General features: G+C 72.4%; 8 protein-coding genes and 1 tRNA gene. 1 reads left to right on the top strand and 8 read right to left on the bottom strand.

All coding sequences use genetic code 11. The features are described 5' to 3' along the window. Position 1 precedes the first annotated feature (1 nt). Positions 2 to 77: transfer RNA gene (locus OSR43_RS08380), tRNA-Leu, on the top strand. 164 nt (positions 78 to 241) lie between these two features. Here the strand turns inward: OSR43_RS08380 and pyk are convergent. The 8 genes from pyk to trpC all read right to left on the bottom strand — a co-directional run bounded on the left by pyk (position 242) and on the right by trpC (position 12,426). After that, positions 242 to 1,708, bottom strand: a complete 1,467-nt coding sequence (gene pyk / locus OSR43_RS08375; RefSeq protein WP_302270831.1) for a pyruvate kinase — start codon at positions 1,706 to 1,708, stop codon at positions 242 to 244. Positions 1,709 to 1,820: 112 nt separating this feature from the next. Continuing rightward, on the bottom strand, positions 1,821 to 3,290 hold the full coding sequence (locus OSR43_RS08370) for a glutamate synthase subunit beta (RefSeq protein ID WP_302270829.1): 1,470 nt from the start codon (positions 3,288 to 3,290) through the stop codon (positions 1,821 to 1,823). Continuing rightward, positions 3,283 to 7,827 (bottom strand): glutamate synthase large subunit, encoded by a 4,545-nt coding sequence (gltB, locus tag OSR43_RS08365; protein ID WP_302270828.1) that lies wholly within the window; start codon positions 7,825 to 7,827, stop codon positions 3,283 to 3,285. The genes OSR43_RS08370 and gltB overlap by 8 nt, the downstream gene beginning before the upstream one ends. Before the next feature lie 194 nt (positions 7,828 to 8,021). Next, positions 8,022 to 8,942, bottom strand: a complete 921-nt coding sequence (gene lgt / locus OSR43_RS08360) for a prolipoprotein diacylglyceryl transferase (RefSeq protein ID WP_367891520.1) — start codon at positions 8,940 to 8,942, stop codon at positions 8,022 to 8,024. Then, positions 8,939 to 9,571: an SCO family protein gene (locus tag OSR43_RS08355; protein WP_302270827.1), complete on the bottom strand. Its 633-nt coding sequence runs from the start codon at positions 9,569 to 9,571 to the stop codon at positions 8,939 to 8,941. The genes lgt and OSR43_RS08355 overlap by 4 nt, the downstream gene beginning before the upstream one ends. Continuing rightward, a complete protein-coding gene (gene trpA, locus OSR43_RS08350; RefSeq protein ID WP_302270826.1) occupies positions 9,564 to 10,367 on the bottom strand; it encodes a tryptophan synthase subunit alpha in 804 nt (267 codons plus the stop codon). The genes OSR43_RS08355 and trpA overlap by 8 nt, the downstream gene beginning before the upstream one ends. After that, positions 10,364 to 11,647, bottom strand: coding sequence for a tryptophan synthase subunit beta (gene trpB, locus OSR43_RS08345; RefSeq protein ID WP_302270825.1), 1,284 nt, complete (start codon positions 11,645 to 11,647; stop codon positions 10,364 to 10,366). Before trpB ends, trpA begins: the two co-directional genes overlap by 4 nt. Further along, positions 11,644 to 12,426, bottom strand: a complete 783-nt coding sequence (trpC, locus tag OSR43_RS08340) for an indole-3-glycerol phosphate synthase TrpC (RefSeq protein ID WP_302270824.1) — start codon at positions 12,424 to 12,426, stop codon at positions 11,644 to 11,646. Before trpC ends, trpB begins: the two co-directional genes overlap by 4 nt. Between the last annotated feature and the right edge of the window lie 161 nt (positions 12,427 to 12,587).

The following is a 12,587-nucleotide window of genomic DNA, read 5'->3' as shown; positions in this document are numbered from 1 at the left end:
GGCCCCGGTAGCCCAACGGCAGAGGCAGTGGTCTCAAACACCATCCAGTGTGGGTTCGAATCCCACCCGGGGCACCACCCGGCCGCGCGGGCGGCGGTTCATCAAGGGATGCCGACGAACCGCCGCTTCTCCAGGCGAGCTCCACCTGGGAAGCGACTACTTCCCTGCATCCCTTGATGGACCGACAGGCACACACCCCGGCCACGCGAGCGGCGCGGGCCGCACGGGACCAGCGCGACGATCAGGTCGCGGACCGCCGGTAGGCAGGCGCGACGCCCTTGATGGCGTCGCCCATCCGGTGGATGCGCAGGGCGTTGGTGGAGCCGGGGATGCCCGGAGGGGCACCCGCGATGATCACGACGAGGTCACCCTCCTCGACCCGGCCGATGCGCAGGAGCTGCTCGTCGACCTGGCGGACCATCTCGTCGGTGTGCTCGACCGAGGCGGTCTTGAAGGTCTCCACGCCCCACGACATCGACAGCTGCGAGCGGACCGCGGCCTCGGGGGTGAAGGCGAGGATCGGCACCGCGCCGCGCAGGCGCGACATCCGGCGGGCGGAGTCGCCGGACTGGGTGAACGCCACGACGTACTTGGCCTCGACCCGCTCGGCGACTTCGAGGGCGGCCTTGGCGATCACGCCGCCCTTGGTGTGGGGGTCCCAGTCGATCGCGGAGACGCGGTCGACGGCCTCGGCGGACAGGGCGTGCCGCTCGGTGGCCTCGATGATGCGGGCCATGGTCTCGACGGTGTGGACGGGGTACTCCCCCACGCTCGTCTCCCCCGAGAGCATCACCGCGTCGGCGCCGTCGAGCACGGCGTTGGCGACGTCGGAGGCCTCCGCGCGGGTCGGGGCCGGGTTGCCGATCATCGACTCCAGCATCTGGGTGGCGACGATGACGGGCTTGGCGTTGAGCCGGGCCTTCTCGACGATCCGCTTCTGGAGGAACGGCACGTCCTCCAGCGGGCACTCCACGCCCAGGTCGCCGCGCGCCACCATGAAACCGTCGAACGCCGCGACGACCTCGTCGAGGTTCTCGATGGCCTGCGGCTTCTCGATCTTGGCGATGACCGGCACCGAGACGCCGACCTCGCGCATGATCCGCCGCACGTCCTCGGCGTCGTCGGCGCTGCGGACGAAGCTGAGCGCGACGAAGTCCACGCAGAGCCCGAGGGCGAAGCGCAGGTCGGCCTCGTCCTTGTCCGACAGCGCGGGCACGGACACCGCGACGCCGGGCAGGTTGATGCCCTTGTTGTTGCTGACCTTGCCACCGACGAGCACCTCGGTGCGCACGTCGGAACCGTCGACGGAGAGCACCCGCAGGCGCACCTTGCCGTCGTCGATGAGGATCGGGTCGCCGACGCCGACGTCGCCGGGCAGGCCCTTGTACGTCGTGCCCGCGATCTCGGCGTCCCCCGGGACGTCGCGCGTGGTGATGGTCCACTCCTGGCCGCGGCGCAGCTGGACCGGCCCGCCGGCGAACTTCTCCAGGCGGATCTTCGGCCCCTGCAGGTCGGCGAAGATGCCGACGCCGTGCCCGCTGGCGTCGGCGGCCTCGCGCACCAGCCGGTAGGCCTCGGCGTGGTCCTCGTGCGAGCCGTGGCTCATGTTGAGCCGGGCGACGTCCATCCCGGCGTAGACGAGCTCCCGGATCCGTCGAGGCGACGAGGTCGCGGGGCCGAGGGTGCAGACGATCTTGGCTCTACGCACGGTCCCAGCCTACCGAGGTTTTGAACGATCCAACACCGAACCCCGGACAAGACGGCAGGGTCGGCCCGCCCGGTTCCCCGGACGGGCCGACCCTGGTCGGTGCGGGTGGTGCTCAGACCATCAGCGGACGGTCCGTCGGCTTGACCGGGGCCGGCAGCGCGGTGGAGCCGGTCAGGTAGGTGTCGACGGCCGACGCCGCGGCGCGGCCCTCGGCGATCGCCCACACGATCAGCGACTGGCCGCGGCCGGCGTCGCCGGCCACGAAGACGCCCGGGACCGAGGACTGGTAGCCCAGGTCACGAGCCACGTTGCCGCGCTCGTCGAGGTCCACGCCGAGCTGCTCGACCAGGCCGGGCCGCTCGGGGCCGGTGAAGCCCATCGCGAAGAGCACCAGCTCGGCCGGGATCTCCCGCTCGGTGCCCTCGAGCTCGACGAGCTCGCCGCCCTCGAACCTCACGTCGACCAGCTTCAGCGCGCGGACGTTGCCGTCCTCGTCGCCGAGGAACTCCTTGGTCGACACCGCGTAGACGCGCTCGCCGCCCTCCTCGTGGGCCGAGGACACCCGGAACGTCATCGGGTACGTCGGCCACGGCTGTCCCGCGGGGCGGCTCTCCGGCGGCTCGGGCATGATCTCCAGCTGCGTGATCGACGCCGCGCCCTGGCGCGTGGAGGTGCCGAGGCAGTCCGCGCCGGTGTCGCCGCCACCGATGATGACGACGTGCTTGCCGGTCGCGGTGACCTGGCCCTCGACGGTCTCCCCCAGCGCGACCCGGTTGGCCTGCGGGAGGAACTCCATCGCCTGGTGGATGCCGCCGAGCTCACGGCCCGGCGCCTGCAGGTCGCGCGGGACGGTCGAGCCGATGGCGAGCACGACCGCGTCGTACCGCTCGCGCAGCGCGTCGGCGGTCAGCGCGCCGCCGCCCACCTCGACGCCGGCCCGGAAGACCGTGCCCTCGCGCCGCATCTGGTCGAGGCGGCGGTCGAGGTACTTCTTCTCCATCTTGAACTCGGGGATGCCGTAGCGCATCAGCCCGCCGATCTTGTCGGCCCGCTCGTAGACGGCGACGGTGTGACCGGCGCGGGTCAGCTGCTGGGCGGCCGCGAGCCCCGCCGGGCCCGAGCCGATCACCGCGACGGTGCGGCCCGACAGCCACTCGGGCGGCTGCGGGCGGACGTAGCCGGAGTCGAACGCGCGGTCGGCGATCGTGACCTCGACGTTCTTGATCGTCACCGGGTCCTGGTTGATGCCCAGGACGCAGGCGGCCTCGCACGGGGCGGGGCAGAGCCGACCGGTGAACTCCGGGAAGTTGTTGGTCGCGTGGAGCCGGTCGATCGCGTCGTCCCAGTCCTCGCGCCAGACCAGGTCGTTCCACTCGGGGATCAGGTTGCCCAGCGGGCAGCCCTGGTGGCAGAACGGGATGCCGCAGTCCATGCAGCGCCCCGCCTGCGGGGTGATGATCGGCAGCAGCGCCCGACCCGCCCCACCCGGGTAGACCTCGTCCCAGTCCTTGACCCGCTCCTCGACCGGGCGGCGGGCCGCGACCTCGCGACCCTCCTTCAGGAATCCCTTCGGGTCAGCCATGGAGGGCTCCCATCATCGCGTTCGCGGTCTCGTTCTCGTTCAGCCCGTCGGCCTCGGCCTTCGCCTTGGCCTCGAGCACCTTGCGGTAGTCGCTCGGCATGACCTCGGTGAAGCGCGGGAGGGCAGCCGGCCAGTCGGCCAGCAGCGCCGCCGCGACCTCCGAGCCGGTCTCCTCGTGGTGCTCGCGCACCATCTGCTCCAGCTCCGCCGCGGCCTCGCCGGTCACGGGGCCGAGCTCGACGAGCTCGGTGTTGACCCGCTCCGGCTTGAGGTCCAGCACCCACGCCACGCCACCGGACATGCCGGCGGCGAAGTTGCGCCCGGTCCCGCCCAGGACGACGACCCGGCCGCCGGTCATGTACTCGCAGGCGTGGTCGCCCACGCCCTCGGTGACCGCCCAGGCGCCGGAGTTGCGGACGCAGAAGCGCTCGCCGACCCCGCCGCGCAGGAAGATCTGGCCCGACGTCGCGCCGTACCCGATCGTGTTGCCGGCGATGATCTGCTCCTCGGAGCGGAACGACGCCGAGCGGTCGGGCCGCACGACGACCCGGCCGCCGGAGAGGCCCTTGCCGACGTAGTCGTTCGCGTCGCCCTCGAGGCGCAGCGTCATCCCCCGCGGCACGAAGGCGCCGAAGGACTGGCCGGCCGACCCGGTGAAGGTCAGGTCGATCGTCCCGTCGGGCAGGCCCTGGCCGCCGTACCGCTTGGTGACCTCGTGACCGAGGATCGTGCCCACGGTGCGGTTGACGTTGCGGATCTCGACCTGCCCGCGCACCGGCTCGCCGCGCTCGAGCGCGGCCTCGGCCAGCGGCACGAGCGTGGTGACGTCGAGCGCCTTCTCCAGCCCGTGGTCCTGGCCGGTGGTGTGGTGCAGCGACGCGCCCTCGGGCAGCTCGGGCATGTGCAGGACCGGGGTGAGGTCCAGCCCCGAGGCCTTCCAGTGGTTGACCGCGGGGGTCGTGTCGAGGGTGTCGACGCGCCCGACGGCCTCGTCGATGCTGCGGAAGCCGAGCTCGGCGAGGTACTCGCGGACCTCCTGGGCGATGTACTCGAAGAAGTTCACGACGTACTCCGCCTTGCCGGAGTAGCGCTCGCGCAGCACCGGGTTCTGCGTCGCGACGCCCACGGGGCAGGTGTCGAGGTGGCAGACCCGCATCATGATGCAGCCCGAGACCACCAGCGGGGCGGTCGCGAAGCCGAACTCCTCGGCGCCGAGCAGCGCCGCGACGACCACGTCGCGACCGGTCTTGAGCTGCCCGTCGGCCTGCACGACGATCCGGTCGCGCAGGTTGTTGAGCAGCAGCGTCTGCTGGGTCTCGGCCAGGCCGAGCTCCCAGGGACCACCGGCGTGCTTGAGCGAGGTCAGCGGCGAGGCACCGGTGCCGCCGTCGTTGCCCGAGATGAGCACGACGTCGGCGTGCGCCTTGGACACACCCGTCGCGACCGTGCCGACGCCGACCTCGGAGACAAGCTTCACGTGGACGCGAGCCCGCGGGTTGGCGTTCTTGAGGTCGTGGATCAGCTGTGCGAGGTCCTCGATCGAGTAGATGTCGTGGTGCGGCGGCGGGCTGATCAGGCCGACGCCCGGCGTGGAGTGCCGGGTCTTGGCGACCCACGGGTAGACCTTGTGGCCGGGCAGCTGGCCGCCCTCGCCGGGCTTGGCGCCCTGCGCCATCTTGATCTGGATGTCGTCGGAGTTCGTGAGGTACTCCGCGGTCACGCCGAAGCGGCCCGACGCGACCTGCTTGATCGCGCTGCGGCGCTCGGGGTCGTAGAGGCGCTCGGGGTCCTCGCCGCCCTCACCGGTGTTCGACTTGCCGCCGAGCCGGTTCATGGCGATCGCGAGGGTCTCGTGCGCCTCCTGGCTGATCGAGCCGTACGACATGGCGCCGGTCGAGAACCGCTTGACGATCGACTCGACCGACTCCACCTCCTCGATCGGGACCGGGTCGCGGCCGGTGACCTCCGCGCCCTTGAACCGGAAGAGCCCGCGCAGCGTCATCAGCCGCGCCGACTGCTCGTCGACGCGCTGGGTGTACTGCTTGAACACGTCGTACCGGCCCGCGCGCGTGGCGTGCTGGAGGCGGAAGACGGTCTCGGGGTCGAACAGGTGCGGCTCGCCGTCGCGGCGCCACTGGTACTCGCCACCGGTCTCCAGCTCGCGGTGCGTCGGGGAGATCCCGCCTCGGGGGTACGCCGTGGCGTGGCGCCGGGCGACCTCCTCGGCGAGGGTCTCGAGCTCGACGCCGCCCAGCTTGGAGGTCGTGCCGGTGAAGTACCGGTCGACGACGGACTGCGAGAGCCCGACGGCCTCGAAGATCTGGGCGCCGGTGTAGGACGCCACGGTCGAGACGCCCATCTTCGACATGACCTTCAAGACGCCCTTGCCGAGCGCCTTGACGAGGTTCTTGACCGCGACCTCGGGCTCGGTCTTGACGTAGTAGCCGTCCCGGGCAAGGTCCTCGACGGACTCCATCGCCAGGTAGGGGTTCACCGCGGCCGCGCCGTACCCGACGAGCAGGGCGACGTGGTGCACCTCGCGGACGTCGCCGGCCTCGACGAGCAGGCCGACCTGGGTGCGGGTCTTCTCGCGCACCAGGTGGTGGTGGACCGCGCCCATGAGCAGCAGCGACGGGATCGGCGCGAGCTCGGCGGTCGAGTGGCGGTCGGAGAGCACGATGATCCGGGCGCCGTCGGCGATGGCCCGGCTGACCTCGGCGCAGATCTCGTCGATCCGGCGCGCGAGCGCCTCGCCGCCGCCCTCGACCTCGTAGAGGCCGCGGGAGACGTGGGTGACGAAGCCCGGCATGTCGCCGTCGCGGTTGATGTGCCGGATCTTGGCCAGGTCGTCGTTGGAGATGACCGGGAACGGCAGCACCACCTGCCGGCACGAGGCCGGCTGCGGCTCGAGCAGGTTCGACTCCGGGCCGATGGTGCCGTTGAGCGAGGTGACGAGCTCCTCGCGGATGGCGTCCAGCGGCGGGTTGGTCACCTGCGCGAAGAGCTGGTTGAAGTAGTCGAACAGCAGCCGCGGCTTGTCGCTGAGCGCCGCGATCGGGGTGTCGGTGCCCATCGAGCCGATCGGCTCGGCACCGGCGTTGGCCATCGGCGCGAGGATGACCCGCAGCTCCTCCTGGGAGTAGCCGAAGACCTGCTGGCGTCGGGTGACCGAGGCGTGGGTGTGGACGACGTGCTCGCGCTCGGGGATGTCCTCGAGCTTGACCAGCCCGGCGTGGAGCCACTCCTCGTAGGGGTGCTCGGCGGCCAGCTCGGCCTTGATCTCCTCGTCCTCGATGATCCGGTGCTCGTCGGTGTCGACGAGGAACATCCGGCCCGGCTGGAGCCGGCCCTTGCGGACGACCTTGGCCGGGTCGATGTCGAGCACGCCGACCTCGGAGGCCAGGACGACGAGGCCGTCGTCGGTGACCCAGTAGCGCGAGGGGCGCAGGCCGTTGCGGTCCAGCACGGCACCGATCTGCGAGCCGTCGGTGAAGACCACGCAGGCCGGCCCGTCCCAGGGCTCCATCATCGCGGAGTGGAACTCGTAGAACGCGCGGCGCTTGTCGTCCATCTCGCCGTGGTTCTCCCACGCCTCCGGGATCATCATCAGCACCGAGTGCGGCAGCGAGCGGCCACCCATGTGGAGCAGCTCGAGGACCTCGTCGAAGGACGCGGAGTCCGAGGCGCCCGGCGTGCAGATCGGGTAGAGCCGCTCCAGGTCGCCGGGGATGAGGTCGGAGGCGAGCAGGGCCTCGCGGGCCCGCATCCAGTTGCGGTTGCCCATGACCGTGTTGATCTCGCCGTTGTGCGCGATGTAGCGGAACGGGTGCGAGAGCGGCCAGCTCGGGAAGGTGTTGGTCGAGAAGCGGGAGTGCACCACGGCCATGGCCGAGGTCATCCGCTCGTCGCGCAGGTCGGGGTAGACCTCGTCGAGCTGGGCCGGGGTGAGCATGCCCTTGTAGACCAGCGTGCGCGAGGACAGCGACGGGAAGTACACGTCGGTCTCCCGCTCGGCGCGCTTGCGCAGGCAGAAGGCCATCCGCTCGAGGCCGAGACCGGTGAGCCGGCTGCCCTTGCCGGCGACGAACAGCTGCGCGAAGGACGGCATGACGCCGAGCGCGGTCTGCCCGAGCGGCGTGGGGTCGACCGGCACCTCGCGCCAGCCGAGGACGTCGAGGCCCTCCTCGTCGGCGATCTGCTCGATGCGGCGCCGCGTCGCGGCCACCGCCTCGTCGTCGCCCTGGAGGAACGCCGTGCCCACGGCGTACGCGCCGCGGCCGGGCAGCTCGAAGTCCACGACCTCGCGCAGGAACGCGTCGGGCACCTGGATCAGGATGCCGGCGCCGTCGCCGGAGTTGGTCTCGGCGCCCGCGGCTCCGCGGTGGTCGAGGTTGAGGAGTGCGGTCACGCCCTGGCGGACGATCTCGTGGCTCGCCACGCCTGTCAGGGTCGCGACGAAAGCCACACCGCACGCGTCGTGCTCGTGGGTGGGGTCGTAGAGCCCTTGGGGCGGCGGGAACGCGTGCGAGTAGGGCACTGGGTTCTCCCGTCGTCGTGCCGGCCCCGCACCGGACCACCGAGGTGGGCTCCGTGACGGGTGACCGGCTGGTCGGCACATGCAGGATCAGCGCGGGCCGGACGGCCCGGGAGCTGAGGGTGGGTGCAGGGACGACGTTGGCCCACGCGGAGACCTCAGATTACCACCGCGTTGCGGGTCGAAGTCATCCAGCGTCACCCGGTGACGTCGTCGCGAACATCACTCCCGGCCGGCGTCCCGCCCGCGACCGCGGGTCGGCCGTCGGTGTGGACGCTCGTCTCGCGTCCCGGGTGGCGCCGCGAGGCCCAGGCGAAGTACGCCGCGGCGAGCACGAAGAGCACGATCGAGGTCCACACGTTGAACCGCAGGCCGCCCACGTCGGAGAGCTCGACGTCGTCGATCCGGAGCATCTCGATCCAGCCGCGACCGGCGGTGTAGGCCATCACGTAGAGCGCGGCGACGCGGCCGTGGCCGAGCCGGAGCCTGCGGTCGAGCCAGACCACCAGCGCGAAGGCGGCGAGGTTCCACAGGCACTCGTAGAGGAACGTCGGGTGGAACGTCGTGCCGGGCGCGAAGCCCGCCCCGATGGCGGTCGAGTCGCTGACCTCGAGCGCCCACGGCAGCTCGGTGGGCTTGCCGAACAGCTCCTGGTTGAACCAGTTGCCCCACCGCCCGATCGCCTGCGCCACCAGCACCGTCGGCGCGATGGCGTCGAGGACCGGGAGCAGCTTGATGCCCTTGAGCCGGGCGCCGATGATCACGCCCACCGCGCCGAGCGCGATCGCACCCCAGACGCCCAGGCCCCCGCGCCACACGTACAGCGCGGTGATCGGGTCGTTGCCCTCGCCGAAGTAGCGGCCGCTGTCGGTGGCGACGTGGTAGAGCCGGCCGCCGACGAGCCCGAAGGGGATGCCCCAGATCGCGAGGTCCTGGATGTCGCCGGCGGTGCCACCGCGCGCGATCCAGCGGCGCTCGGAGAGCCAGACCGCGACGACGATGCCCAGGATGATCGCGAGGGCGTAGCCCCGGATCGGCACCGGGCCGAGGTGCCACGTGCCCTGGTCGGGGCTGGGGATCGTCATGGCCGCCAGGCCGGCGACCAGCTCGGGGCTCACGCGTCGCCCAGCAGGCTGGAGATGTCGGCGGCGTACTCCGCGGCGGAGGTGTCCTGGCGCCAGAACATCGGCGCCTGGTCGTTGCCGTCGACGGCGATCAGGTAGGTGCCGTGGCTGCCGAGGTCGTAGCCCCCGGAGTCGAGCTGCTCGCCGTCGGCGACGAACACGCCGACCGACCTCGCGACCTCGACGGTGGTGTCGAGGTCCCCGCGCACGCCGACGTACGACGGGTCGAAGCGGTCGAGGTAGTCACGCAGCACCGCCGCCTCGTCGGTGGCCGGGTCGGTCGTCACGAAGACGACCTCGACCTGCTCGCGCTCGGCGTCGGTGAGCTTGCTCAGCCCCGAGGTGAGCGTCTGCATCACCAGCGGGCAGATGTCGGGGCACTGGGTGTAGCCGAAGAAGACCAGGGTCAGCCGGGCGTCGGTGTCCTCGGTGAGCGAGAACGCACGGCCGTCGGTGTCGGTCAGCGGCGCCGACGCCACGTCGAACGGCGGCTCCACGACGCTGCCGGTGGTCGCCGCGCCGCCACCGCCGTCGTCTCCCCCGCTGCAGCCGGCGAGGAGCAGGCCGGCCGCGAGGGCACCGGCGAGGGCGCGGGCGGTCCGGGAACGGCGCGGGCTACGCACGGCGCACCCCCGCGGCGAGGTCCTCGGTCAGCGCGGTGAGCGCGCGCAGGCCGGCGGAGCGGTCGTCGGGGTGGTCGAGCAGGCAGCGCACGAACGCCGAGCCGACGATGACGCCGTCGGCGTACGACGCGAGCTCGGCCGCCTGGGCGCCGTTGCTGACGCCCAGGCCGACCCCGACGGGCAGGTCGGTCGTCTGCTTGGTGCGCGCGACGAGCGGGCCGGCGAGGTCGCTGGTGGTCGTGCGGGCGCCGGTGACGCCCATGACGGCGGTGGCGTAGACGAAGCCGCGGCACGCGGCGGTGGTCATGGCGATCCGCTCGTCGGTGGACGACGGCGCGACGAGGAAGACCTTGTCGAGGTCGTGCTCGTCCGCGGCGGCGATCCACTCCGGTGCGCTGTCCGGGGTGAGGTCGGGCGTGATCAGGCCCGCTCCCCCGGCACCGGCGAGGTCGGCCGCGAAGCGCGGCACGCCGTAGCGCTCGACCGGGTTCCAGTAGGTCATCACGACCGTCGGGGTGCCGGTCGCGGCGACGGCCTCGACCGTGCGCAGGACGTCGGTGGTCCGGACCCCGCGCTCCAGCGCCTGCTGGGCGGCGGCCTGGATGGTGGGTCCGTCCATCACCGGGTCGCTGTAGGGCAGGCCGACCTCGATGACGTCGCAGCCGGCGTCGACCATCGCGCGGAGGGCGTCGATGCCGCCGGCGACGTCCGGGAAGCCGGCGGGCAGGTAGCCGACGAGCGCGGCGCGGCCCTCGGCCCGCGCCGCCTCGAAGGCGACCGTGGTGGTGGTGCTCATCCGACGGGCTCCTCCGTCACGTCGTCGGAGACCTCCGCCTCGGTCCGGCCGAGGCCGAACCACTCGATGGCGGTCCCCATGTCCTTGTCGCCGCGGCCCGAGAGGTTGACCAGCACAGTCGCGTCCGGGCCCTTCTCGGCGGCCAGCTCGCGCGCGACGCGGAGCGCACCGGCGACCGCGTGCGCCGACTCGATGGCCGGGATGATCCCCTCGGTGCGGCTGAGCAGGGCCATCGCGTCCATCGCCTCCGCGTCGGTCACCGGCGTGTACGTCGCACGGCCGGTGGCGGCGAGGTGGGCGTGCTGCGGCCCCACGCCCGGGTAGTCCAGGCCCGCGGAGATCGAGTGCGACTCGATCGTCTGGCCGTCGGCGTCCTGCAGCACGTAGGTCCGTGCACCGTGCAGCACACCCTTGTCGCCGGCGTGGATCGTCGCGGCGTGCCGCGGGGTGTCCACGCCCTCGCCGCCCGGCTCGAAGCCGTGGATGGCCACGGCCCCGTCGTCGAGGAAGGCGGTGAACAGGCCGATGGCGTTCGACCCGCCGCCCACGCAGGCCGCGATCGCGTCGGGCAGCACGCCGTACCGCTCGAGGCACTGGGCGCGTGCCTCGTCCCCGATGCCGCGCGTGAAGTCGCGGACCATGCTCGGGAAGGGGTGCGGACCGGCGGCGGTGCCGAAGAGGTAGGCGGTGTGGTCGACGCTGGCGACCCAGTCGCGCATCGCCTCGTTGATGGCGTCCTTGAGCGTGGCGCTGCCGGACTCCACCGGGACGACCTTGGCCCCGAGCAGGTGCATCCGGGCGACGTTGAGCGCCTGGCGGCGGGTGTCGACGGCGCCCATGTAGACGGTGCAGTCGAGGCCGAAGTACGCCGCAGCGGTCGCGCTCGCGACGCCGTGCTGGCCGGCACCGGTCTCGGCGATGACCCGGGTCTTGCCCATCCGCTTGGTCAGCAGGGCCTGGCCCAGGACGTTGCGGATCTTGTGGGCGCCGGTGTGGTTGAGGTCCTCGCGCTTGAGCAGGATGCGGGCGCCGACCTGCCGGCTGAGCCGCTCCGCGTGGTAGAGCGGGCTGGGCAGGCCGCCGTACTCGCGCAGGATCGCGTCGAACTCCCCGACGAAGGCCTCGTCGGCCATCGCCTCCTGCCAGGCCTCGGTCAGCTCGTCGAGCGCGGCCACCAGCGCCTCCGGCATGAACCGGCCGCCCCAGCCGTTCTCGGGCCCACCGAACCAGCCGCGCTCGTCGGCGTCGTAGCTGGTCGTGCGCTGCACCTCGGTCGTCATGCACCCACCCCTGTCATCGAGCGCACCGCGGAGCGCGGGTCGCCGTCCTTCACCAGTGCCTCGCCCACCAGGACCGCGCGGGCGCCCTCGCCGACGAACCGCTGCACGTCGGCGGGCGAGAAGATCCCGGACTCCGCCACCTTGACCCGGTCGTCGGGCACGAGCGGGGCGAGCCGCCCGAAGGTGTCGTCGTGGATCTCGAGGGTCTTCAGGTTCCGCGCGTTGACGCCGACCAGCTCGGCGCCCAGCTCGACCGCACGCTCGGTCTCGGGCTCGTCGTGCACCTCGACCAGCACGGTCAGGCCCAGCTCGCGTGCCTCGTCGTGCAGCCGGCGCAGCTCGTCCCCGGGCAGCGAGGCCACGATCAGCAGGGCCAGGTCGGCGCCGGCGGCACGGGCCTCGACGAGCTGGTAGGTCGAGACGATGAAGTCCTTGCGCAGGACCGGTACGTCGACGGCCGCGCGGACCGCGCGCAGGTCGGCCAGGCTGCCGCCGAACCGGCGCTGCTCGGTGAGCACGCTGATCGCGGCGGCACCGCCGGCGGCGTACTCCGCGGCGAGCACGGCGGGGTCCGGGATGTCGGCGAGGTCGCCCTTGCTGGGACTGCGGCGCTTGACCTCGGCGATGACGCTCGAGCCCGGCGCACGGAAGTGCGGCATCGGGTCGAGCGGCGGGTCGACGTCCGCGAGCGCCGCACGCACGTCCGCCAGCGGGAGGGCCGCCTCGCGCTCCGCGAGGTCGGCCCGGACCCCGGCGACGATGTCGTCGAGCACGGACACGGGTCCTCCTCGGATCGGATCTCGTTCGGGTCGGGCAGGTGCACGGGTGGGACCGCGCCGTCGGGCAGCGGTTCCGCCTCCCAGGAGTCTGTCACGCGGACCGCTACGGTCCTTCCACCGGCCGGGCGCTGGGACCCCGGCCACGAGACCCAGGAGAGACC

The organism is Nocardioides sp. Arc9.136, from assembly GCF_030506255.1.
Lineage (GTDB): Bacteria > Actinomycetota > Actinomycetes > Propionibacteriales > Nocardioidaceae > Nocardioides.
This window is presented reverse-complemented; position numbering and strand designations above follow the sequence as displayed.